Annotated in this window: 21 protein-coding genes and 1 pseudogene; 8 read left to right on the top strand and 14 right to left on the bottom strand. The window is 69.5% G+C overall.

Annotated elements, in window-relative coordinates:
* The first annotated feature begins 2 nt into the window (after positions 1–2).
* The 3 genes and pseudogenes from ABID77_RS05220 (at position 3) to pip (ending at position 2,400) form a co-directional block, all read left to right on the top strand.
* Positions 3–872, top strand: a complete 870-nt coding sequence (locus tag ABID77_RS05220) for an ABC transporter permease (RefSeq protein WP_429591837.1) — start codon at positions 3–5, stop codon at positions 870–872.
* Between the two features lie 161 nt (positions 873–1,033).
* On the top strand, positions 1,034–1,414 hold the full coding sequence (locus ABID77_RS05215; RefSeq protein ID WP_429591834.1) for a VOC family protein: 381 nt from the start codon (positions 1,034–1,036) through the stop codon (positions 1,412–1,414).
* A 17-nt stretch (positions 1,415–1,431) separates the two neighbouring features.
* Positions 1,432–2,400, top strand: a pseudogene (gene pip, locus ABID77_RS05210) (prolyl aminopeptidase).
* Between the two features lie 23 nt (positions 2,401–2,423).
* Here the strand turns inward: pip and ABID77_RS05205 are convergent.
* The 3 genes from ABID77_RS05205 to ABID77_RS05195 are packed head-to-tail and all read right to left on the bottom strand — an operon-like array spanning position 2,424 to position 5,607.
* Positions 2,424–3,200, bottom strand: a complete 777-nt coding sequence (locus ABID77_RS05205) for a hypothetical protein (protein WP_429591831.1) — start codon at positions 3,198–3,200, stop codon at positions 2,424–2,426.
* Positions 3,197–4,057 (bottom strand): glutamate racemase, encoded by an 861-nt coding sequence (murI, locus tag ABID77_RS05200; protein WP_429591828.1) that lies wholly within the window; start codon positions 4,055–4,057, stop codon positions 3,197–3,199. Before murI ends, ABID77_RS05205 begins: the two co-directional genes overlap by 4 nt.
* Entirely contained in the window at positions 4,054–5,607 is a 1,554-nt protein-coding gene (locus ABID77_RS05195; RefSeq protein WP_429591826.1) for a fumarate hydratase, read from the bottom strand. The genes murI and ABID77_RS05195 overlap by 4 nt, the downstream gene beginning before the upstream one ends.
* Before the next feature lie 131 nt (positions 5,608–5,738).
* On the opposite strand from ABID77_RS05195, the gene fumC reads away from it, so the two are divergent.
* Positions 5,739–7,136, top strand: coding sequence for a class II fumarate hydratase (fumC, locus tag ABID77_RS05190; protein ID WP_429591823.1), 1,398 nt, complete (start codon positions 5,739–5,741; stop codon positions 7,134–7,136).
* A gap of 16 nt (positions 7,137–7,152) precedes the next feature.
* Here fumC and ABID77_RS05185 read toward each other — a convergent pair whose 3' ends face one another.
* From ABID77_RS05185 to ABID77_RS05170, 4 genes are all read right to left on the bottom strand, one after another.
* Positions 7,153–7,851, bottom strand: coding sequence for a response regulator (locus tag ABID77_RS05185; protein WP_429591820.1), 699 nt, complete (start codon positions 7,849–7,851; stop codon positions 7,153–7,155).
* Positions 7,848–9,434: an ATP-binding protein gene (locus ABID77_RS05180; protein ID WP_429591817.1), complete on the bottom strand. Its 1,587-nt coding sequence runs from the start codon at positions 9,432–9,434 to the stop codon at positions 7,848–7,850. Before ABID77_RS05180 ends, ABID77_RS05185 begins: the two co-directional genes overlap by 4 nt.
* A 26-nt stretch (positions 9,435–9,460) precedes the next feature.
* Positions 9,461–10,324: an intradiol ring-cleavage dioxygenase gene (locus ABID77_RS05175; protein ID WP_429591814.1), complete on the bottom strand. Its 864-nt coding sequence runs from the start codon at positions 10,322–10,324 to the stop codon at positions 9,461–9,463.
* A gap of 127 nt (positions 10,325–10,451) precedes the next feature.
* Positions 10,452–11,108 (bottom strand): TIGR00645 family protein, encoded by a 657-nt coding sequence (locus ABID77_RS05170; RefSeq protein ID WP_429591813.1) that lies wholly within the window; start codon positions 11,106–11,108, stop codon positions 10,452–10,454.
* 215 nt (positions 11,109–11,323) lie between these two features.
* Between ABID77_RS05170 and ABID77_RS05165 the strand changes: the two genes are divergently transcribed.
* Positions 11,324–11,812, top strand: coding sequence for a LapA family protein (locus tag ABID77_RS05165; RefSeq protein ID WP_429591812.1), 489 nt, complete (start codon positions 11,324–11,326; stop codon positions 11,810–11,812).
* A 19-nt stretch (positions 11,813–11,831) separates the two neighbouring features.
* Here the strand turns inward: ABID77_RS05165 and ABID77_RS05160 are convergent, their stop codons facing one another.
* Positions 11,832–12,140 (bottom strand): c-type cytochrome, encoded by a 309-nt coding sequence (locus ABID77_RS05160; protein WP_429591810.1) that lies wholly within the window; start codon positions 12,138–12,140, stop codon positions 11,832–11,834.
* Between the two features lie 203 nt (positions 12,141–12,343).
* Here ABID77_RS05160 and ABID77_RS05155 point away from each other — a divergent pair, with 203 nt between their 5' ends.
* Positions 12,344–12,610 carry a TIGR04438 family Trp-rich protein gene (locus ABID77_RS05155; RefSeq protein WP_429593303.1) on the top strand — a complete coding sequence of 89 codons (267 nt, stop codon included), beginning with the start codon at positions 12,344–12,346 and terminating at the stop codon, positions 12,608–12,610.
* A 37-nt stretch (positions 12,611–12,647) separates the two neighbouring features.
* Here ABID77_RS05155 and ilvD read toward each other — a convergent pair whose 3' ends face one another.
* Complete coding sequence (gene ilvD / locus ABID77_RS05150) at positions 12,648–14,342, bottom strand: dihydroxy-acid dehydratase (protein ID WP_429591808.1); 1,695 nt, start codon at positions 14,340–14,342, stop codon at positions 12,648–12,650.
* A gap of 103 nt (positions 14,343–14,445) precedes the next feature.
* Between ilvD and ABID77_RS05145 the strand changes: the two genes are divergently transcribed.
* On the top strand, positions 14,446–15,414 hold the full coding sequence (locus ABID77_RS05145; protein ID WP_429591806.1) for a LysR family transcriptional regulator: 969 nt from the start codon (positions 14,446–14,448) through the stop codon (positions 15,412–15,414).
* A gap of 9 nt (positions 15,415–15,423) precedes the next feature.
* On the opposite strand, the gene ABID77_RS05140 is transcribed toward ABID77_RS05145, so the two are convergent.
* Both ABID77_RS05140 and ABID77_RS05135 read right to left on the bottom strand, forming a co-directional pair.
* Positions 15,424–16,062, bottom strand: a complete 639-nt coding sequence (locus ABID77_RS05140; RefSeq protein WP_429591803.1) for a response regulator — start codon at positions 16,060–16,062, stop codon at positions 15,424–15,426.
* Positions 16,059–17,186 (bottom strand): PAS domain-containing sensor histidine kinase, encoded by a 1,128-nt coding sequence (locus tag ABID77_RS05135; protein ID WP_429591800.1) that lies wholly within the window; start codon positions 17,184–17,186, stop codon positions 16,059–16,061. The genes ABID77_RS05140 and ABID77_RS05135 overlap by 4 nt, the downstream gene beginning before the upstream one ends.
* A 197-nt stretch (positions 17,187–17,383) precedes the next feature.
* On the opposite strand from ABID77_RS05135, the gene ABID77_RS05130 reads away from it, so the two are divergent.
* Complete coding sequence (locus ABID77_RS05130) at positions 17,384–19,123, top strand: methyl-accepting chemotaxis protein (RefSeq protein WP_429591797.1); 1,740 nt, start codon at positions 17,384–17,386, stop codon at positions 19,121–19,123.
* A gap of 66 nt (positions 19,124–19,189) precedes the next feature.
* On the opposite strand, the gene ABID77_RS05125 is transcribed toward ABID77_RS05130, so the two are convergent.
* From ABID77_RS05125 to ABID77_RS05115, 3 genes are read right to left on the bottom strand one after another with little or no spacing between them, the layout of a single operon-like run.
* Entirely contained in the window at positions 19,190–19,759 is a 570-nt protein-coding gene (locus ABID77_RS05125; RefSeq protein ID WP_429591794.1) for a hypothetical protein, read from the bottom strand.
* 19 nt (positions 19,760–19,778) lie between these two features.
* Positions 19,779–20,375, bottom strand: coding sequence for a hypothetical protein (locus ABID77_RS05120; protein ID WP_429591792.1), 597 nt, complete (start codon positions 20,373–20,375; stop codon positions 19,779–19,781).
* Positions 20,342–20,896 (bottom strand): PAAR domain-containing protein, encoded by a 555-nt coding sequence (locus ABID77_RS05115; RefSeq protein WP_429591789.1) that lies wholly within the window; start codon positions 20,894–20,896, stop codon positions 20,342–20,344. Before ABID77_RS05115 ends, ABID77_RS05120 begins: the two co-directional genes overlap by 34 nt.
* Between the last annotated feature and the right edge of the window lie 98 nt (positions 20,897–20,994).

Below are 20,994 nucleotides of genomic sequence, written 5' to 3'. Positions count from 1 at the left end.
CCATGAACACACTGAATCCGCCCATCCGCCCCGAGTACGAGCGCACGCTGCAGCCGTTCACGGAACTGCCCGTCGAACGCTCGCTGCCGCTGGGCACGCGCGTCTGGGCGCAGGGCTGGCTGCGCAAGGGACTGATCCTCGCCGTGCTGGCGGTGCTGTGGGAGTTCGCGGCGCGCTGGCAGGACAACGACCTGCTGCTGCCGACCTTCACCGCCACCGCGCGCGCATTGGTCGAGGGCCTGGCCTCCGGCGAGCTGATCGACAAGGTCGGCATCTCGCTGGGCATCCTGCTGCAGGGGTATCTCGCGGGCGTGCTGCTGGCCTTCGGGCTGACGACGTTGGCGGTGTCCACGCGCATCGGCCGCGACATCCTCGACACGCTGACCTCGATGTTCAACCCGCTGCCGGCCATCGCGCTGCTGCCGCTGGCATTGCTGTGGTTCGGTCTCGGGCGCGGCAGCCTGGTCTTCGTGCTGATCCACTCGGTGCTGTGGCCGCTGGCGCTCAACACCTACGCCGGCTTCCAGGGCGTGCCCGAGACCCTGCGCATGGCCGGGCGCAACTACGGCCTGCGCGGCCTGCCGTTCGTGCTGCAGATCCTGGTGCCGGCGGCGTTGCCGGCCATCCTGTCGGGCCTGAAGATCGGCTGGGCCTTCGCCTGGCGCACACTGATCGCGGCCGAGCTGGTGTTCGGTGCCTCGTCGGGCCAGGGTGGCCTGGGCTGGTACATCTTCCAGAACCGCAACGAGCTCTACACCGACCGCGTCTTCGCCGGCCTGGCGATGGTGGTGCTGATCGGCCTGCTGGTCGAAAGCCTGGGTTTCGCGACCCTGGAACGCCTGACCGTGCGGAAGTGGGGAGTCCAACGCTGACCCCCCGTCTCCGCGCACTGCGTGCCGCTTCGCCAACCTCCTTCAGGGGGGCGTACCCGGCGGCCGGGCGGAGCCGTTCCGCGGGTGCCCGGGAGCGGGGCCGTCGGCGAGGCGGTCGGTACAGAATCGACGCTCCTTCGTACCGCTTCCAGGAGACACCCGTGATCGACCATCTGGACCACCTCGTCCTCACCACCACCGACGAGGCCGCCTGCGTGCGCTTCTACGTCGACGGACTGGGCATGACGCTGGAGCGCTTCGGCGACGGGCGCCAGGCGTTCCGTTTCGGCAACCAGAAGATCAACCTGCACGTGAAGGGCCATGAGTTCGAGCCCAAGGCGCACCTGCCGGTGCCCGGGGCGCTGGACCTGTGCTTCATCGCCGACGTGCCGCTCGACGAGGTGATGGCGCGGCTCGCGGCGCGCGGGCTGGCGGTGATCGAGGGGCCGGTGATGCGCACGGGCGCGGTCTCGAAGATCCGTTCGGTCTACCTGCGCGACCCGGATCTGAACCTGATCGAGATCTCCGAGACGGTGGCCTGACGGGGAGGCGACGCGCCATGCCTGTACATCCGGACGACGTCCTCTATCCGCCCATCGAACCCTACGAGACGGGATAGCTCGACGTCGGCGACGACCACGCGATCCATTACGAGCGTGTCGGCACGCCGGGCGGCCGTCCGGCCGTCTTCCTGCACGGCGGGCCGGGCGGCGGCATCTCGCCCTCGCATCGCCGGTTGTTCGATCCGTCCAGCTACGACGTGCTGCTGTTCGACCAGCGCGGCTGCGGGCGCTCCACGCCCCACGCCGGGCTCGACGCCGGCCTGGCGGCCAACACCACCTGGCACCTCGTGGCCGACATCGAGCGCCTGCGCGAACTCGTCGGGGCGGAGCGGTGGCTGGTCTTCGGCGGTTCGTGGGGTTCGACGCTGGCGCTGGCCTATGCGCAGACGCATCCGGATCGCGTCGACGCGCTGGTGCTGCGCGGCGTCTACACCGTGACCCGGGCCGAACTGGACTGGTACTACCAGTTCGGCGTCTCGGAGATGTTCCCGGAGAAGTGGGAGCGTTTCCAGGCGCCCGTTCCCGAGGCCGAGCGCGGCGACATGATCGGGGCCTACCGGCGACTCCTGAACGGCGACGATGCCGTCAGGCGTGTTGAGGCCGCCCGGGCCTGGAGCCTCTGGGAAGGCGAGACCATCACGTTGCTGCCCGATCCGGCGTTCTCCGCGACGCATGCCGAGGACCGCTTCGCCCTGGCGTTCGCGCGGCTGGAGAACCACTACTTCACCCACATGGCCTGGCTCGAGGAGGGGCAGTTGCTGCGCGACGCCCATCGGCTGCACGGGATTCCCGGCGTCATCGTGCACGGCCGCTACGACATGCCGTGTCCCGCCCGCCATGCCCACGCCCTGCACAAGGCCTGGCCGGAGGCGGAGTTCCATCTCGTCGAGGGTGCCGGCCATGCGTGGTCGGAACCGGGCATCGTCGAGCGCCTGGTGGTGGCGACCGACCGCTTCGCGCGCTGAAGGGACCCCGGGGCCTCGAGGCCTCAGGGCATCGCCCGCCGGGGAACCGGGTAGCGCTTGCCGTCGAAGCGCAGGGTGGTCGAGCGGAAGGTCGCCGGCTGCTCGCGCGTCACGCATTCCTCGCCCTGCAGGCTGGAGCGGCTGCGCGAGGCGGTCTGGTAGAGCAGCAGGTCGGCCCGGCCGTTGCTCGTGCCACCGGTGACCGACACGCTGCCGCGCAGGGTCTGGAAGTCGCCGCTGCAGTTGCTGTCCCAGACGCCGCGCTCCAGGGCGATCTCCAGGCCGTCGAGCACCTTGTCGAGCTGCATGTCCTGGGGCCGCGGCACGTACAGCGCGAGGCGCTCGCTCTCGTAGGGATCGGCGCGCGAAGTGCCGCGCACCACCGTGCGCACGCCGAAGGCCAGGGCGTCCGGTGCGAGCGTGTAGCGCGCGGTGTCGACCTTGAGCGCGGCGACGGTGCGGTCGTCCTCCACCACCAGCGCGCGCGGCTCGAACAGGCGGGCGACGATGCGCGCGCGCTCGGTGTTGCCGTTGTCGGCCTGCTGCACGACCAGCACGTCGAGGTCGTACTCGGTGACGTCCGGGTCGGTGGACGGCCGCGCCAGGGGCAGCAGCACGATGAAGCGGCCGAGCATGCCGCGCCACGGCTCGCACACGGCGCGCTCGTGGTCGAGCGTGCGCTGCGGATGGAGCTTGCCGTGCATGCGCTCGGCCAGGCCGGTGTCGCAGGCGGCGTGGACGGCGCCGCAGGAGCCCGCCAGCAACACGGCGGCGAGCCGCGCGCGGATGCCGAGCCTCATCCGCGCGGTCCGTCGAGCCAGCGCGTGGCGGCGGCCTGGAGCACCAGGGGATCGCCCGTGCCCATCAGCCGCACCGTGCCGATGCGCTCGGCGACGTCGGCGCCGATGCCTCGTCCGATGCCGTCGTCGCCGTCCGGGTCGTCGTCCCGGTCCGCCGGCGCCAGCATGCCCGCGCTCGCCAGCAACCGCCGCGTCTGCAGCGCGACCGGCACGCCGGTCTCGATGAAGCGCACGGCGTCGCCGGTGTGGCGGCGCAGCTCGCCGGCCACGAAGGGATAGTGCGTGCAGCCCAGCACCAGCGTGTCGATCTCGCCCGGCGCAGTGCCGAAACGGCCGGCCTGCGCGACATAGCGCGCGCACAGCTCGGCGACGGGGCCGGGCTCGCCCGCCTCGATGGCGCGCGCCAGGCCGTCGCAGGCCACCACGCTGAAATCCGCCTGCGCCGCGAAGGCCTCGCGCAGCAGCGCGAACTTGCGGCTGGTCACGGTGCCGCGCGTGGCCAGCACGGCGATGCGGCCGGTGCGCGAGGCCGCCACGGCGGGCTTGAGCGCCGGCTCCACGCCCACCAGCGGGAAGCCGGGCAGGTCGGCGCGCAGCAGGTGGATGGCCGCGGCCGTGGCGGTGTTGCAGGCCACCACCAGCGCCTTGATGCGCTCGCGCTCGATCAGCTCCGCCGCGACCACGCGCGTGCGCCGCACGACGTGGTCGTCGCCGCGCTCGCCGTAGGGCGCGTGGCCGGTGTCGGCGAAGTAGACGAAGTCCTCGTGCGGCAGTTCGGCGCGCAGCGCGGCGAGCACGCTGAAGCCGCCGATGCCGCTGTCGAACACGCCGATCGGGCGCTTCCCTTCAGGACTCAAGCCGGCTCCAGCGCGATCGTCTTGAGTTCGCCCGAGGCGATGCGACGCTGCCACTCGGCCGGGCCGGTGATGTGCACGCTGGTGCCGCCGGCGTCCACCGCCACGGTCACCGGCATGTCGACAACGTCGAACTCGTAGATCGCTTCCATGCCCAGGTCGGCGAAGCCCACGACCTTGGCGTTGCGGATCGCCTTGCTCACCAGGTAGGCGGCGCCGCCCACGGCCATCAGGTAGGCGCTCTGGTGCTTCTTGATGGCCTCGATGGCGACCGGGCCGCGCTCGGCCTTGCCGATCATGGCGATCAGGCCGGTCTGCGCCAGCATCATCTCGGTGAAGCCGTCCATGCGGGTGGCGGTGGTCGGGCCGGCGGGGCCGACGGCCTCGCCCTGGACCGGGTCGACCGGGCCGACGTAGTAGATGACGCGGTTGGTGAAGTCCACGGGCAGCGGCTCGCCCTTGGCCAGCATGCCGGCGATGCGCTTGTGGGCGGCGTCGCGGCCGGTGAGCATCTTGCCGTTGAGCAGCAGCGTGTCGCCGGGCTTCCAGCTGGCGACCTCGGCCGGGGTCAGGGTGTCGAGGTCGACCTTCCTGCTCTTGTTGTAGTCGGGCGCCCAGTCGACGTCGGGCCACAGGTCGAGCGAGGGCGGCGTGAGGTAGACCGCGCCGCTGCCGTCCATGGTGAAGTGCGCGTGGCGGGTGGCCGCGCAGTTGGGGATCATGGCCACGGGCTTGCTCGCCGCGTGCGTCGGGTACATCTGGATCTTCACGTCCAGCACGGTGGACAGGCCGCCCAGGCCCTGCGCGCCGATGCCCAGGGCGTTGACCTTCTCGTAGAGCTCGATGCGCAGGGCTTCCACCGGGGTGAGCTCGGCGCCCGAAGCCTTCTTGGCCTGCAGCTCGTGCATGTCGAGGTCGTCCATCAGGCTCTCCTTGGCCATCAGCGCCGCCTTCTCAGCCGTGCCGCCGATGCCGATGCCCAGCATGCCCGGCGGACACCAGCCCGCGCCCATCGTCGGCACGGTCTTGAGCACCCAGTCGACGATGCTGTCCCCGGGGTTGAGCATGGCCAGCTTGCTCTTGTTCTCGCTGCCGCCGCCCTTGGCCGCGACGGTCACTTCCAGCGTGTCGCCCGGCACCAGCTCCGTGAAGATCACCGCCGGCGTGTTGTCGCCGGTGTTCTTGCGGGCGAACTGCGGGTCGGCCACGACCGAGGCGCGCAGGGTGTTGTCGGGGTGGTTGTAGGCGCGGCGCACGCCCTCGTTGATGGCGTCGTCCAGACTGCCGGTGAAGCCGCCCCAGCGCACGTCCATGCCCACCTTCAGGAACACGTTGACGATGCCGGTGTCCTGGCAGATCGGGCGCTGGCCGGTGGCGCTCATCTTGCTGTTGGTCAGGATCTGCGCGATGGCGTCCTTCGCCGCCGGGCTCTGCTCGCGCTCGTAGGCGCGCGCGAGGTGCGCGATGTAGTCGGCCGGGTGGTAGTAGCTGATGTACTGGAGGGCCGCGGCGATCGATTCGATCAGGTCGGACTGCTGGATCGTGGTGGTCATGGGCGTGGTTCGTGGGGTTGGAAGCGCTTCGCAAATGCGAGTCGTTCTTGTCCTGGCTATGCTGTCAGGCTTTTCCGTGCCCGGGCTTCGTTGCCGGCACGCCCTCCATTTTGACAGCGGAGCTTTTCCAGATGACACAGAGCAGCAACATTCGCGTCGAGCGCGACACCTTCGGCCCCATCGAGGTCCCGGCCGACAAGCTGTGGGGGGCGCAGACGCAGCGTTCGCTGCAGAACTTCGACATCTCCGGCGAGCAGCAGCCGCGCGAGATCATCAAGGCGCTGGCGCAGGTCAAGCGCGCCTCGGCGGTGGTGAACCACGCGCTGGGCCTGCAGGACGAGAAGAAGACGAAGGCCATCGTCGCGGCGGCCGACGAGGTGATCGCCGGCACGCACCCGGACGAGTTCCCGCTGGTGGTCTGGCAGACCGGCTCGGGCACGCAGACCAACATGAACGTCAACGAGGTGCTGGCCAACCGCGCGAGCGAACTGCTCGGCGGCGAGCGCGGCGAATCGCGCCTCGTGCATCCCAACGACGACGTCAACCGCAGCCAGTCGAGCAACGACGTGTTCCCCACCGCCATGCACGTGGCCGCCGTCGAGGCCCTCACGCACCGCCTGCTGCCGGCACTGGCGCTGCTGCGCGGCACGCTGGAGAAGAAGTCCGCCGACTTCATGGACATCGTGAAGATCGGCCGCACCCACCTGCAGGACGCGACCCCGCTGACGCTGGGCCAGGAGTTCTCCGGCTACGTGGCGCAGCTCGCGCACGGCGAGGCGCACGTGCGCGCGGCACTGCCGCACCTGGGCGAGCTGGCGCTCGGCGGCACGGCCGTGGGCACCGGCCTGAACGCGCCCAAGGGCTATGCCGAGCAGGTCGCGGCCGAGCTGGCGACCCTGACCGGCCTGCCGTTCGTCACCGCGCCCAACAAGTTCGAGGCCATGGCCTCGGTCGACGCGCTGGTGCACGCGCACGGCGCGCTCAAGACGCTGGCCGCCAGCCTGATGAAGATCGCCAACGACGTGCGCTGGCTCGCCAGCGGCCCTCGCAGCGGCATCGGCGAACTGAGCATCCCGGAGAACGAACCCGGCTCGTCGATCATGCCGGGCAAGGTCAACCCGACGCAGAGCGAGGCGGTCACGATGCTGGCCGCGCAGGTCTTCGGCAACGACGTCGCCATCAACTTCGGCGGCGCATCGGGCAACTTCGAGCTCAACGTGTTCCGCCCGATGGTGGCGCACAACTTCCTGCAGAGCGTGCGCCTGCTGGCCGACGGCATGCGCAGCTTCAACGACCACTGCGTCGTGGGCATCGAGCCGAATCGCGAGCGCATCACGGAACTGGTCGACCGCTCGCTGATGCTGGTGACCGCGCTCAACACGCACATCGGCTACGACAAGTCGGCCTCCATCGCGAAGAAGGCGCACAAGGAGGGCACCAGCCTGCGCGAGGCGGCGGTGGCCTCGGGGCACCTCACGGGCGAGCAGTTCGACCAGTGGGTCGTCCCCGGGAACATGACCGGCCGCTGAGGCGGTCCCGGCGGCGTCAGGCGCGCGGCGCCTCGACGTCCTCGAACGCGAAGCCGATGCCGTAGACCGAGCGGATCCATTCGTGGCCGGGCGCGGCGGCGGCGAGCTTGCGGCGCAGGTTCTTCACGTGGCTGTCGATGGCGCGCTCGTTGACGTCGAGCACGTCCTCGTAGGCGAGTTCGAGCAATTGCGTGCGCGAGAAGATGCGTCCCGGCTGGCGTGCCAGCACCTCCAGCAGGCGGAACTCGCGCCGCGTGAGCGCGAACGTCGCCCCCTGCAGGGTCACGCGCCACTGGCCGTCGTCGAGCCGCAGCGCGCCGGCCGGCGTGGCCGCCGTCGCCGCCGCCGGGTCGGCGCCGCTGCGCCGCAGCACCGCCTTGACCCGCGCCACCACCTCGCGCGGCGAGAACGGCTTGCAGATGTAGTCGTCCGCGCCCAGTTCCAGGCCGATCAGGCGATCGACCTCCTCGACGCGCGCGGTCAGCATGATCACCGGCAGCGACGAGCGCGCGCGGATGGCGCGCAGGATCTCGATGCCGCCGGTGCCCGGCAGCATGACGTCGAGCAGCACCAGGTCGGGCGGCTGCGCCAGGGCCCGGGCCAGCGCGGTGGTGCCGTTGTCGATGTGCTCGACCTCGTGGCCGGCATGGCGCAGGTAGTCGCGCAGCACGCCGGCGATGTCTTGTTCGTCTTCGACGAGGAGGATGCGGCTCATGGGAAGTCTTCCGTCAGGGGGAGGGCGAGGGCGATGCGCAGCCCGCCCAGGGGGGAGGCGTCGGCCTCGATGCGCCCGCCGTGGGCCAGCACGACGCTGCGGCAGATCGCCAGGCCCAGGCCCGAGCCGCCGAGCATGCGGTCGCGCGAGCCTTCGCAGCGGTAGAGGCGCTCGAAGATGAGCGGGCGCTCGGCCTCGTCGACGCCCGGCGCGGTGTCGTCGAACCACAGCAGCAGCTCGCCCGCGGGCGTGTCCTCCGGCGGCGCGCGGCTCACGCGCAGTCGGCCGCCGGCGTCGGTGTAGCGCAGGCTGTTCTCCAGCAGGTTCATGACCACCTGGTGCAGGCGCCGGGTGTCGCCGAGGACCTCGGGCACCGGTGCCGCGCCCGGCGGCCAGGTCGTCTCCAGCGCGATCCCGGCCTGCGCGAAGCGCTCGCGCATCGAGGCGACGGCCTCGTCGACCAGCACCAGCGGACGCACCGTCTCGGCCGCGTCCAGCGGCACGGCGGTGTCGCTCATGCTCAGGCGCAGGTCGTCGACCAGCTGGCCCAGGCGCATCACCTGCCGGTGCAGGCGCAGGGCGGTGCGGTCGTCGAAGGTGCGCACGCCGTCCTGCAGCGCCTCGATCTCCGCGCGCATGGCCGCCAGCGGGGTGCGCAGCTCGTGCGCGACGTCGGCCAGCCAGGCGCGGCGCGAGGACTCGACGCGGTCGAGCCGCGTGGCCATGTGGTTGAAGGTGCGCGCCAGGGTCGCCAGCTCGTCCTGCCCGCGAACCCGCACGCGCGTGCCCAGGCGCCCCTGCGCGATGCCGCGCGCGCCGTCCATCAGTTCGCCGATCGGCGCGAACCAGTGGCGCGCCAGGAACCACGACAGCGCCAGCGCGAGCGCCAGGCCGGCCAATCCGGTCCAGACCATGAAGCGCGACTGCTGCGCGAGGAAGGCCCGGTCGGCGTCGCTGCCCAGGTCCTCCAGCGGCGCCAGCACCAGGTGGCCGATCGTCGTGCCGGCCTGGCGCAGCGGCCGGCGCACGGCGCTGGCGGGATCGACGGCGGCACCGGCCACGCGCACGCCCTGCGCATCGACGACGCCCAGGCGCGCGTAGATCGAATCGGGCCCGAGGCGGCCGTCGAATTCGAACGGCAGCGGCGGCGGGCCGCCGAAGCGTGGCGGCCCGGAGGACGCCCCGTCCGACGACGCGCTGTCGCTTCCGGCGGAGGGGCCGCGCAGGTCGCGGTCGGGCCAGAAGCCCTCGGGCGGCGGGCCGGGCCAGCCGAAACCCATGCCGCCACCGCTGCGGATCAGCGGCCGGGTGCGCGGCGGCGATTGCGTGCGGTCGCGCAGGAGCTGCTGCCAGGCGTCGCCGCGGCCGCCGTCGCGCAGCGCGTCCCAGCCGGCGTTGCGGGCGTGGTTCTGCTCGGCCCGCTCGCCGACCCATTGCATGCGGGAGAGCTCGATCTCCGCCACGTAGGGCGCCAGGCCGCGCTGCAGACCGAAGCGCGTGAAGCCCGCGAAGATCAGCAACAGCGCCGCCAGCAGGGCGGCGAGCGCGACGAAGACCTTTCGCTGGAGGGTCAGGCGGGGCATCGCCCCATTGTCCGGCCGCCGCAAGCTCAGGCGGCGATCGAGATCGAGATCGTCGCCACGTAGCCGTCGGTGACGTTGCCCGAGAGCGAGGTCATCTCCAGCGACGTGCCGTCGCTGAATACGTTGTCGGTCGCGAAACTGATCGCGTCGAGGTTGGCGGTGCTCTGCGAGTAACCCGGTGCGGCGGCGTAGACGGCCTTGAGCACGTCGGTCGGAAAGGCCAGCTGCGTGGTGCGCAGCTTGTTGCCCGCGCCGGTGGCCGCGGCCACGCTGCGGTAGATCTCCAGGTGCATGTGCGGCATGCGCCCGGCATAGCAGCCCGGCACCACGGTCGTGAAGGTCGCCACGCCGCCGGCGTCGGTCGGCTGCACGCCGCGCAGGTGGTTCTCGCCGATGCTGTGCGTGGTGTAGACGGAGTAGGTGCCCTCGCGCGTGCAGTGCCACAGGTAGATCGCGCAGCCCGACAAGGGCGCGCAGGCGGCGGTGTCGGTCAGCGTGATCCGCAGCGTCAGCGGCACGCCGCCTGCGGCCACCGTGCCGCCGATGCTGGTGCGGATGTCCGAGCGCACGATGCCGCTGAGGGCCAGCACGTTGTAAGTGGCGCCGCTGGCCTGCGAGCCGTCGGCGGGATAGGGGCCGGCGGTTTCCTCGGGCACCGCCGCGCAGCGGCCGGAGGTCGTGGCGGTGGTGGCCGTCGTGGATGCGGTGGATGCGGTGGTCGTCGACGTCGTCGCCGCGCCGGTCGTCGTCGCGGTGCCGGACGCGGTGGCGTCGTCGCCGCCGCCGCAGCCGGTCAGCGCGATCACGCCGAGCGACCCGAGGGCGCCCAGCGCGCGGCGGCGGGTGGCGTCGGCGTGCCGACGGGCAAGGGGATTCGCGGGGGCCTGCATGTCGTGTCCTTTCTTCCTCGCGGGATCGAAAGGAGGCGACTGTGCCGGGCGATGTGGGAGAAAAATGGGAAGGCGGGCGGCGCGCGGTACGGTCCGCGCCGCCCGCCGCCGTCGGGTCCGCCGCGCTTCAGTGCTCGCCGGGCGCGCGCGACATCAGCCGGTCGGTGTAGGCGATGGCCATGGCCGACATCAGGAAGGTGATGTGGATCACCGTCTGGGCGATCAGCACGCGGTCGGTGTAGTTGTCGGCGTTGATGAAGGTCTTGAGCAGGTGGATCGAGCTGATGCCGATGATGGCCGTGGCCAGCTTGACCTTGAGCACGGAGGCGTTGACGTGGCTGAGCCACTCGGGCTGGTCGCGGTGGCCCTGGAGCTCCATGCGGCTGACGAAGGTCTCGTAGCCGCCGACGATCACCATGATCAGCAGGTTGGAGATCATCACGACGTCGATCAGCGCCAGCACCACCAGCATGATCACCGTCTCGTTGAGCGAGGTGATGGGCGCGCTGGCGGCGGTCTTGTAGCCGATGCTGGTGACCAGCGCCTTGAGCGCCGTCTCGCTGCCGAAGGCGGCCTCCACCAGGTGCAGCAGCTCGACCAGGAAGTGCACCACGTACACGCCCTGGGCCACGATCAGGCCGAGGTAGAGCGGCAGCTGTAGCCAACGGCTGGCGAAGATGAGCTTGGGCAGCGGGCGCAGGGGCGAGGCGCGCGTGGCGCGGGGCGTCACGGCGAGCGCCGGGTCGATGGGGTCGGAGGGATCGAAGGGGTCTGGGCGGGCCATGGTGCGGGAATGGGTTGCGCGAACGCGGGGCGCGAAATTCTAGAGGGCGACCGTCGACGGACTCGTGACATGCCCCCACGACGTCGTGCCCCACGGGCGTTTCGGTGGCTCCGACACGGCCGCCCGGCGCACGTCGGGGGGCAACCTGTCCGACAGGCCCGGCGCTCGCCGCAGGCTAGAACCTGTGCATCGAACGATCGAACGAGGAGGTTCACATGGGTCTGATTACGGGTGCATTGCTGGTGGTGGTGGTGCTGATCGCGGCGTTGGCCGCGTTGAACTGGGGCCTGCTGGTGGCCCCGACGCTGATGTCGCTGGGCTTCATGCAGACCAGCGCGCCGTTCGGGCTGATCATGCTGGGGCTGACGGTATTGCTGGGCGTGCTGCTGGTGGCCTACGTGGTGTATCTGCAGAGTTCGGTGCTGCTGGAGACGCGGCGCCATAACCGCGAGATGCAGACCCAGCGCGATCTGGCCGACAAGGCCGAGGCCTCGCGCTTCACGGAGCTGCGCAACTTCCTCGAAGCCCAGGCCACCGCGCGGTCGGCGCAGGACGGCGAGCGTCATGCCGCCATGCTGGCGCGGGCCCAGCAGACCGAGAACTCGTTGGCCGCGCACATTGGCCAGCTGGAGGACCGGCTGGAACGTCGTCCGATGACTTCGCATACGGAGGTCGTGCCGACCGGAGCGCCGTCGCGCTTCTAGGGCGACAGGAGCGGGCCGCTCATTGCGGCGTCGCCAGCACCCAGGTCGCCAATGCCTTGGCGTCGGCCTCACTGACCTGGTTGTTGGCCGGCATCGGGACCGGTCCCCAGGCGCCGGCGCCGCCCTTGCGGATCTTCGTCGCCAGCAGGTCGGCCGCGCCGGCATTGCCCTTGTAGCGCGCGGCGACGTCCTTGAAGGCCGGTCCGAGCACCTTGCGCTCCACGGCATGGCAGCTCATGCAGTTCTTCGAACGGGCCAGGGCCGGATCGGCCCAGGCGGGCGCCGCGGCGCACAGCACGCAGGCGGCGAGGACGAGCGCTTTTTTCATGGGATGTCGAGGGATGTTCGTGGAGGACCGGAGGAGGACTCGGGAAGCGGGCCGTGGGGTGACGGAGGCTGGCCGGGGGCCGAGAGCCTAGCCCGGCGCCGGGCCATTGTAGGGAGCCGGCAAGGCGGTCCGAGAGGCCGTGCGCCCGCACCGCGACGTGGGCCTGTGCGACGATCCGCACCGTTCGTCCGGAGGAGATGTCTATGTGGTTCCTGGCCCTGGGTCTGATCGGTCTCGCGCTGAAGTACTTCGAGATCGGTCCGGTCGGACAGCTCTCGTGGTGGCTCCTGCTCATCCCCTTCGGCCTCGCCGCGCTGTGGTGGGCCTATGCCGATGCGTCGGGCTACACCAAGCGCCGCGTGATCGAGCGCGAGGCGGCGCGCAAGCAGGCGCGCATCGACCGCCAGCGCAAGGACCTGGGACTGTTCGATCCCAAGGCGCCGCGCTCGGATCGCGACCGCCGCAAGTGACGGGCCGCTGTCGTCCGCGGCGGCGGCCCGCGCCGGATCAGTAGTTGTCCAGCACCGCGCCCGTGCTGGCGCTCGACGCGTTGAAGGCGAACTTGGCCTGCACGCCGCGCGTATAGCGCGGCGCCGGCGCGGTCCAGCCCGCGCGGCGCTTCGCGATCTCCGCGTCGCTCACGTTGAGTTCGAGCTTGAGCTCGTGGGCGTCGATGGTGATCGAGTCGCCCTCGTTGACGAACGCGATGGTGCCCCCGGCCGCCGCTTCCGGCGCGACGTGGCCCACCACCATGCCCCAGGTGCCGCCGGAGAAGCGGCCGTCGGTGATCAGGCCGACGCTCTCGCCCAGGCCGGCGCCGATCAGCGCGCCGGTGGGGGCCAGCATCTCGGGCATGCCCGGTCCGCCCTTGGGGCCGAGGTAGCGCAGCACCATCACGTCGCCCGCGACGATCTTGCCGGCCAGGATGGCCGCGAGCGCCGACTGCTCGTCGTCGAACACGCGCGCCGGGCCGGTGATGACCGGGTTCTTCAGGCCGGTGATCTTGGCGACGGCGCCTTCCGGGCTGAGGTTGCCCTTGAGGATGGCGAGGTGGCCCTCGGCGTACATCGGTTCGCCGATCGGGCGGATCACGTCCTGGTCGGCGCGCGGCACGTCGGGCACGTCGGCCAGCACCTCGGCGATGGTCTGGCCGCTGATGGTGATGCAGTCGCCGTGCAGCAGGCCGGCGTTGAGCAGCACCTTCATGACCTGCGGGATGCCGCCGGCCTGGTGCAGGTCGACCGCGAGGTACTTGCCCGAGGGCTTGAGGTCGCACAGCACCGGCACCTTCTTGCGCATGCGCTCGAAGTCGTCGATGGTCCATTCGACCTCGGCCGCGTGGGCGATGGCCAGGAAGTGCAGCACGGCGTTGGTCGAGCCGCCGGTGGCCATGATCACGGCCACGGCGTTCTCGATCGACTTGCGCGTCACGATGTCGCGCGGCTTCAGGTCCTTCCTGATGGCTTCGATCAGCACCTTGGCCGATTCCTTGGCCGAGTTGGCCTTCTCGTCGTGCGGGTTGGCCATGGTCGACGAGTAGGGCAGCGAGATGCCCAGCGCCTCGAAGGCCGAACTCATGGTGTTGGCCGTGTACATGCCGCCGCACGAGCCGGTGCCGGGGATGGCGCGCTTCTCGATCTGCAGCAGGTCCTCGTCGCTCATGTTGCCGGCGGCGTTCTGGCCCACGGCCTCGAACACGCTGACGATGTTCAGGTCCTGGCCCTTGTAGCGCCCCGGCAGGATGGTGCCGCCGTAGACGTAGATCGCCGGCACGTTGGCGCGCAGCATGCCCATCAGGCCGCCGGGCATGTTCTTGTCGCAGCCGCCGACCACCAGCACGCCGTCCATCCACTGGCCGCCGACGCAGGTCTCGATGCAGTCGCTGATGACCTCGCGGCTGACCAGCGAGTACTTCATGCCCTCGGTGCCCATGGCCATGCCGTCGGAGATCGTCGGCGTGCCGAAGACCTGCGCGTTGCCGCCGGCCTCCTCGATGCCGGCGATGGCCGCGTCGGCGAGCTTCTGCAGGCCGGAGTTGCACGGCGTGATGGTGCTGTGGCCGTTGGCGACGCCGACCATCGGCTTCCTGAAGTCGCCTTCCTCGTAGCCCATCGCGTAGAACATCGAGCGGTTGGGCGCGCGCGACTTGCCTTCGACGATGTGGGCGCTGCGGCGGTTGATCTGGAGGGGTTTGGTGTCCATGGCGTGGGTCTCGTTGGAATCGGGAATCGGGGGGTCGCCAGTATCCGACTTCCGACTGATTCGTTCCAATCCGTTCTCGGGGTCCGATTGATATGCTGGCCGTATGAACGAGAAGGACACTCCGGTCGATCTGCGGGCCTGGCGCCAGTTCGTCGCCGTGGCCGAAGAGCTGCACTTCGGCCGCGCCGCGCGCCGCCTGCACCTGACGCAGCCGCCGGTGACGCAGGCCATCGCGCAGCTCGAACGCGTGCTGGGCGTGCGCCTGTTCGACCGCACGCAGCGCCGTGTCGCGCTGACGGCCGCCGGCGAGGCGCTGCTGCCGGACGTGCGCGACCTGCTCGCGCGCGCCCAGGCGCTGCCGGCGCGGGCGCGCGCCGCGGCGGCGGGCGAGGTCGGGCGCGTGCGGCTGGCCTTCGTCTCGACCATCGGCTTCGAGCAGCTGCCGCTGTGGGTGCGCGACTTCCGCGCGCGGTGCCCCCAGGTCGCCCTGGAACTGGTCGAGGCGACCGGCGACGTCCAGCTCGAGGCCCTCGCGCGCGGCGAGGTCGACGCCGGCCTGATGCTGCATTCGCCCGGCTTCGCGCCGCCCGGCCTCGACCGCCTGCCGGTCGCCGTCGAGCCGCTGGTGCTGGCGCTGCCGGCGGCGCACCCGCTGGCCGCCGCCGGGCGGCCGGCGCTGGCCGACGCGCTGGCCGAACCGCTGGTGATCTTCCCGCGCCGCATCGTGCCCTCGCTGCACGACGCCATCCACGCGCTCTACCACGCCGCCGGCCGCGTGCCGGCGGTGGCGCAGGAGGCGATCCAGATGCAGACCATCGTCAACCTGGTGTGGGGCGGCGTCGGCGTGGCCTGGGTGCCGGAGAGCGTCACGCGCTTCCGGCGAGAGGGCGTGGTGTACCGGGGAGCGGAGGCGTTCGCGGGTGCGCCCGGGGGCGCGGACCGGCGGCGTCGGTCGCAGCGGCATGCCGTCGCGTTGCCCGAGTGCGAGACCAGCCTGGTCTGGCCCGCCGGCGCCGGCCATGCGGCGCTGGAGCGCTTCGTGGCCTTCGTCCGCGACCGCGGCGCGGCCTGATCGGAGCGCTCAGGCGTCGATGCCGGGCAGGTGGTGGCGCATGGCCAGGCGCACCAGGTCCGTGACGTTGGCGGCGCCCAGCTTGTTCATCAGGCGGCTGCGGTAGGTGTCGATGGTCTTGGGCGACAGGTGCAGCTCGCGTCCGATCGCGGCGCTGGAGGCGCCCTTGACCACCATCACCACGATCTGCCGCTCGCGCGGCGACAGCGCGGCGAAGGGATCGGCGTCGGGGTTGCCGGTGAACGCCTCCACCGCGAGGTCGGCCACCTCCTGGCCGAGGTAGCGCCGGCCCTGCAGCACGACCCCGATGGCGCTCAGCACCTCGCTCGACGGGGCGCCCTTGAGCACGTAGCCGGCCGCTCCCATGCGCAGCGACTCGCCCACGTGCTGCGGCTGGGCCGACATGGTGAGCACCACGGTGCGCACGCTCGAGACGCGGCGCTGCAGTTCGGCCAGGACCTCGAAGCCCGAGCGCCGGCCCAGGCTCAGGTCGAGCAGCAGGACCTGGGGGGCCAGGCGCAGGATCTCGCCCACGGCCACCGTCGGGTCGGCGGTCTCGCCCACCACCTCGTGGCCGGCGTTCTCCAGCACCGCGCGCAGGCCCTCGCGCACCATCAGGTGATCGTCCACCAGGTACAGCGTGCTCATGCGACGTCCTCCCAGGCGAGACGCACCAGGGTGCCGCCCTCGGGGTTGGGCTCGACGGTGAACGACGCGCCGATGGCGAGCGCCCGCTCGCGCATCCCGACCACGCCCAGGTGCCCCGGGCGGGCGTTCTGGGCGTCCCGGGGCCAGCCCCGGCCGTCGTCGACGACCTCCAGCCGCAGGTGCCGCGCGCCACCCGCGAGCACCACCCGCACCAGGCTCGCCCGGGCGTGCCGGAGCGCGTTGGACGTGGCTTCGCGCGCCACCATGAAGGCCGCGTGCTCGATGTCGGCGGGCCAGCGCAGCCGCGCGACGTCGGGCTCGACCTCCAGCAGCAGGTCGACCCCGGCCAGCCGCCGGTCGCGCGACTGCAGTTCGTTGTCGAGCGCGGCGGCCAGGCCGTGGTCGTCGAGCAGCGGCGGCCGCAGCTCGACCAGCACCTGGCGCACCTCGCGGATGGCCTGGTCGATGAGCCGGTCGAGCCGCTCGCGCGGACGGTCGACCGCCGCCGAGGGCGACCCCGCCGGCGCGGCGTCGAAGGCGAGGCGGATCGCCGTCAGGGTCTGGCCCAGCTGGTCGTGCAGCGCCTGCGCGAGCTGCCGGGTGGTCTCCTTCTCCTGGCGCATGAGCCGCCGGGTGAGTTCGGAGAGTTCGTTCTGGTAGCGCAGCAGGGCCGCCTCCGCGCGGACGCGCTCGGTGATGTCGCGCAGGATCACCGTGTAGAGCTTCTGGCCGGCGAGGTCCACCTGCGAGATCGACGCCTCGATGGGAAATTCCTCGCCGTCCGCGCGCAGGGCGCTGATGGCGCCGCCGCGGCCGAGCTGGCGCACGGTCGTGCCGGTGGCGCCGAAGGCCTCGACGTGGCGCGCGTGGTGGGCGCGGAAGCGCTCCGGTACGAAAAGGGTGATGGGCTGGCCCAACGCCGTCGAGGCCGGGCAGCGGAACATGCGCTCGGCGGCCTTGTTGAACATCACGATGCGTTGCGCGCCGTCGATCGTCACGATGCCGTCCATCGCCGAGTCGAACAGCGCCATGAGCCGGGCTTCGCTGTGCGCCGGCCCGGGTCGGGGAGCTGGAGAGGGGACGGACGGACCGGCGGTCGGGGGGCGCAATTCGCGTGCAGGCATCGGAGCCGAGACGGCTGGGGAGCCCTTTATTGTAGTTTCGAAACGATTGTTGCTGATCGTTAACCAAACCATCGGTCCCCTCAGTCCGCATTGAGAACTCCCTACAGCGTCGTGGGGGTCGCCTGCCTAGAGTCGACGCTCACGAAAAGCGATCACCCGTTGACGCCGCTGCCGTCTCTCCCCCTCTCGAAATCTCCATGCGACAAAATCTTCCGGTCACGCAAAAGGAATACGACTTCTCCGACGCCGAGGCCCTGGTGTCCACCACCGATCGGCAGGGCACCATCGTCCACTGCAACGACGCCTTCGTGACCACTTCCGGCTACAGCTACGACGAACTGGTCGGCCAGCCGCACAACCTGGTGCGGCATCCGGACATGCCGGAGGCGGCGTTCAAGGACATGTGGCGCACCATCGGCAGCGGCAGCCCGTGGACCGGCATGGTGAAGAACCGCCGCAAGAACGGCGACCACTACTGGGTGCTGGCCAACGTGACGCCGGTGCTCGAGCAGGGCAAGCCCAAGGGCTACATGTCGGTGCGCATCAAGCCGAGCCGGGCCCAGGTCCAGGCGACGGAGGCGCTGTACGCGCGCCTGAACGAGCAGGCCCGGCAAGGCCGGCGCGACTTCTACCTCGACGCCGGACAGGTCCGCCGGCACGGCCCGCGCGGCTGGGCGGCGCGACTCCGCCAGATCCCGCTGTCGATGCGCATGGGCGTCGTGCTGGCGCTGGTGGTGGGCGCGGCCATGCTGCCCGATGCCCTGGGATGGACCGGCACGACGGCCACGCTGACGCGGCTGGGCATCCTCGTCGGCGGGGTGGGACTGGCGTTCGCCTGGTTCCACGCGCGCCTGGACGCGGCGCTCGACGAGGCCGTGCGCTTCGCCGGCGAACTCTCCGGCTGCAACCTGATGGGCGAGCCGCAGCTCGACCATCCGGAGCCGATGGGCACGCTGATGCGCCGCCTCAACCAGATCCAGATCAACCTGCGCGCGGTGGTGGGCGACGTGCGCAAGGAGATCGCCGGCTTCACGGCATCGGCCGGCGAGATCGCGCAGGGCAGCCTCGACCTGGCCAGCCGCACCGAGTCCCAGGCCAGCAGCCTGGAGCAGACGGCCGCGTCGATGGAGGAGCTCTCCAGCACCGTGCGCCAGACGGCGAGCACGGCCGCCCAGATGGCGGCCCAGAGCGACAGCAGCCAGGAGGTCGCCGGCCGCGGCGAACAGGCCGTCCAGGAGGCCCGCGAGGCGATGGACCGCATCGAGCAGTCGTCGACCCAGATCGGCAGCATCACCGAGGTCATCCAGGGCATCGCGTTCCAGACCAACATCCTGGCGCTGAACGCGGCCGTGGAGGCGGCGCGCGCGGGAGAGAGCGGCCGCGGCTTCGCCGTCGTGGCCACCGAGGTGCGCGCGCTGGCGCAGCGCAGCGCGAGCGCGGCCCAGGAGATCCAGCAGCTCACCGCCGAGGCCGCCCAGCGCATCGCCCAGGGCACCGCGCGCATCCACGGCGCCGGCAGGACGCTGTCCGAGGTGATGGACTCGGTGCGCGAGGTGTCGACCAGGGTGCACCAGATCACCAGCGCCACCCAGGAGCAGTCGCTGGGCATCGCGCAGGTCAATCAGGCCGTGGTCCAGCTCGACACCTTCACGCAGCAGAACGCCGCGCTGGTCCAGGAATCCGCCGCCTCCGCCCATGGGCTGGGCCGCAGCGCGCAGACCCTGCAGCGCGCGGTCGCGGTGTTCCAGATGCGCGACGCGTCCCCGGCCCCGGCCGTCGCCCCGAGGGGCCGGGCCCCCGCGGTCCGCGCCGCCGTTCCGGCGCGTTCGCGGGCGTCGGCGGCCCCGACCCCCGGTCCTCGACGCGAACGACCCGCGGGTGCGCGCCCGGTCGACCTTCCGCCTCAGTCGCGCGCGGCGTCGTGGCACGACGTCTGAAGGGGACGTGCCGTCCGCCGTGACTTGAGCGGAGACATGGCGTGAAGCCTGTCGCAATGTATTTTTTCAGTGACGACGCTGGATCTGAAATTGAGGGCTCAGTGGCGCGAATTCGCTCAGCGCCTCCATCACGACCAGATTCCTCGCATGCCTGGATTTCAAGCGGGCGAGCAGCCGGTCATTCGCGCGAGAACAGACACGATCGCGCAATGAGGTACTCGACGTCGAATCGATGGGAGACGATTCACGCGTGCGACTGACCCGCAATCCATCGCATTGGACCCGGGCGGTCAGATAGGACCAGACGTCTCTCGGAAGACCACGTTCGTTGCCTTCAATGAGTGTGTCGTATCGGCGAAGTTTCTCCATCACCTCAGGCGATTTCGCGTAAAGGTATTTCAACGACGCCAGTCTGGCGTCTGTTCCTTCGCAATTCGTGAGCCCTTCCTCGATTTCGCTTTTTCGAATGTCGTCTGACGTGTCGCCCGCCTCACTTCGAAAGTGATCGCAGAGTTCTCGGCTTTCGATGTAATTTTTGACATCCCTTGGCCAGCCTGATTCTTCCGCAATGGGTGTTGCCAATGAGATTGACTGAAAAAAGGCAGTGGAAGTGATCAAAAGCACGCAGGTCTTCATTCCGAATGTGTGAGATTTTTTATTGACCATTGTCGGACCAATGTTGGGGATCGGAAACGAGTTTGATGACTCGATAAGTTGCTCCCACTGAGAAGATGTCCTCATTGTTTTTGATTTCTATATCTTCGCCGGATGCGTTTTTCATGGTCTTGCCAATCAGGCCGGTGATCGTCATGTCGATTGCAGCCTTTTCTGTATGTCTCGAGCTTAGAGCTGGTGGGTAGACAATGCGATATCCAGCGGTCATGGAAGATGCGGCACTCTGCGACTCTTTGTCTGAGTCGTGCTGCCATTCGATATTTACCCCATCCATTCTCGGAACCCGCGCAGCAGCGATGGTGCCTTTCGCGATGGCAGCCGAATAGTGCATCAGATAAGCGCGTTCCTTGGGTCTGAAAGTGGCTGAGACGCGAACTGATGCACCTGTAGCCCGGATGGCTGAAATAGATTTTCCGACTTTGGCGGCGAAATCCGGATTCAGATCCTCTACGGACGAACTTCCAGGGAATCTATCGACCCACTGCGCGCCGCTCAATTCCCTTGCAATTTCAGCAACGACGGGCGCCGTTTCCGAATGATGTGTCAGTGTTGCAGTCGCTGCTGATCGGGTTGCCATAGTAAGGAGCTTCCAGGGTTGGCTGTGGTTGCAATATCGGAATAAACTTTTTTTGTGTGTCCGTCGTTATCTGTGATGCCTACGGCTTCCTCGCCATTCGCCAATGTAATTTTGTAGGGAAGATTGGCCGTGGGCTTTTTGGTGACTGCATCCTTGACAAGAAAGAAGACATCGTATGCAAAGCCATGGTCAACGGGTCTTTCGCTTTTTTTATGGATTGCGGCGATTTTCAGGTCAAGGGGTGCCTGCTGTGCAATCAATTTTGCGCCACAGCCAGTGAGATGGCCTTCGGTTGCAAGTGGTAATCGCGCATTCGTATCGGTGCAATGCTCCAGGCCTTCACTGACTTCGAAGAAGTGTGGCGGACATTTTGGACAATAGACAGCATCGCCTTTGCGCACTGCGCCTTTTCCGTGCCACGTGTTGGCCCTGCTTGCTGAAATTACCACGCCACCATGAGAGGTCGTGTCCCAGATGACGATTTGCGATCTGCCGAATAAATTGGAGCGTCGAGGTTGCATGGATTCCTCAATAATAAAAAATCTAGCATATGCAAAAACTGCCGGTGAAAATCTTGATTTTTATTAAATTTCAAGTTCTCGACTTTATTGATGCTTAA

Origin of the sequence: Variovorax sp. PvP013 (assembly GCF_050435945.1) — a bacterium.
Classification (GTDB): Bacteria; Pseudomonadota; Gammaproteobacteria; order Burkholderiales; family Burkholderiaceae_C; genus Variovorax.
This window is presented reverse-complemented; position numbering and strand designations above follow the sequence as displayed.

Bases quoted from the DNA above. Each gene is read 5' to 3' on its own strand.
- ABID77_RS05220 (WP_429591837.1), top strand. From the start codon at position 3: ATGAACACACTGAATCCGCCCATCCGCCCCGAGTACGAGCGCACGCTG.
- ABID77_RS05205 (WP_429591831.1), bottom strand. From the start codon at position 3,200: ATGAGGCTCGGCATCCGCGCGCGGCTCGCCGCCGTGTTGCTGGCGGGC.
- ABID77_RS05195 (WP_429591826.1), bottom strand. From the start codon at position 5,607: ATGACCACCACGATCCAGCAGTCCGACCTGATCGAATCGATCGCCGCG.
- fumC (WP_429591823.1), top strand. From the start codon at position 5,739: ATGACACAGAGCAGCAACATTCGCGTCGAGCGCGACACCTTCGGCCCC.
- ABID77_RS05185 (WP_429591820.1), bottom strand. From the start codon at position 7,851: ATGAGCCGCATCCTCCTCGTCGAAGACGAACAAGACATCGCCGGCGTG.
- ABID77_RS05180 (WP_429591817.1), bottom strand. From the start codon at position 9,434: ATGCCCCGCCTGACCCTCCAGCGAAAGGTCTTCGTCGCGCTCGCCGCC.
- ABID77_RS05175 (WP_429591814.1), bottom strand. From the start codon at position 10,324: ATGCAGGCCCCCGCGAATCCCCTTGCCCGTCGGCACGCCGACGCCACC.
- ABID77_RS05170 (WP_429591813.1), bottom strand. From the start codon at position 11,108: ATGGCCCGCCCAGACCCCTTCGATCCCTCCGACCCCATCGACCCGGCG.
- ABID77_RS05165 (WP_429591812.1), top strand. From the start codon at position 11,324: ATGGGTCTGATTACGGGTGCATTGCTGGTGGTGGTGGTGCTGATCGCG.
- ABID77_RS05160 (WP_429591810.1), bottom strand. From the start codon at position 12,140: ATGAAAAAAGCGCTCGTCCTCGCCGCCTGCGTGCTGTGCGCCGCGGCG.
- ABID77_RS05155 (WP_429593303.1), top strand. From the start codon at position 12,344: ATGTGGTTCCTGGCCCTGGGTCTGATCGGTCTCGCGCTGAAGTACTTC.
- ilvD (WP_429591808.1), bottom strand. From the start codon at position 14,342: ATGGACACCAAACCCCTCCAGATCAACCGCCGCAGCGCCCACATCGTC.
- ABID77_RS05145 (WP_429591806.1), top strand. From the start codon at position 14,446: ATGAACGAGAAGGACACTCCGGTCGATCTGCGGGCCTGGCGCCAGTTC.
- ABID77_RS05140 (WP_429591803.1), bottom strand. From the start codon at position 16,062: ATGAGCACGCTGTACCTGGTGGACGATCACCTGATGGTGCGCGAGGGC.
- ABID77_RS05135 (WP_429591800.1), bottom strand. From the start codon at position 17,186: ATGCCTGCACGCGAATTGCGCCCCCCGACCGCCGGTCCGTCCGTCCCC.
- ABID77_RS05130 (WP_429591797.1), top strand. From the start codon at position 17,384: ATGCGACAAAATCTTCCGGTCACGCAAAAGGAATACGACTTCTCCGAC.
- ABID77_RS05125 (WP_429591794.1), bottom strand. From the start codon at position 19,759: ATGAAGACCTGCGTGCTTTTGATCACTTCCACTGCCTTTTTTCAGTCA.
- ABID77_RS05120 (WP_429591792.1), bottom strand. From the start codon at position 20,375: ATGGCAACCCGATCAGCAGCGACTGCAACACTGACACATCATTCGGAA.
- ABID77_RS05115 (WP_429591789.1), bottom strand. From the start codon at position 20,896: ATGCAACCTCGACGCTCCAATTTATTCGGCAGATCGCAAATCGTCATC.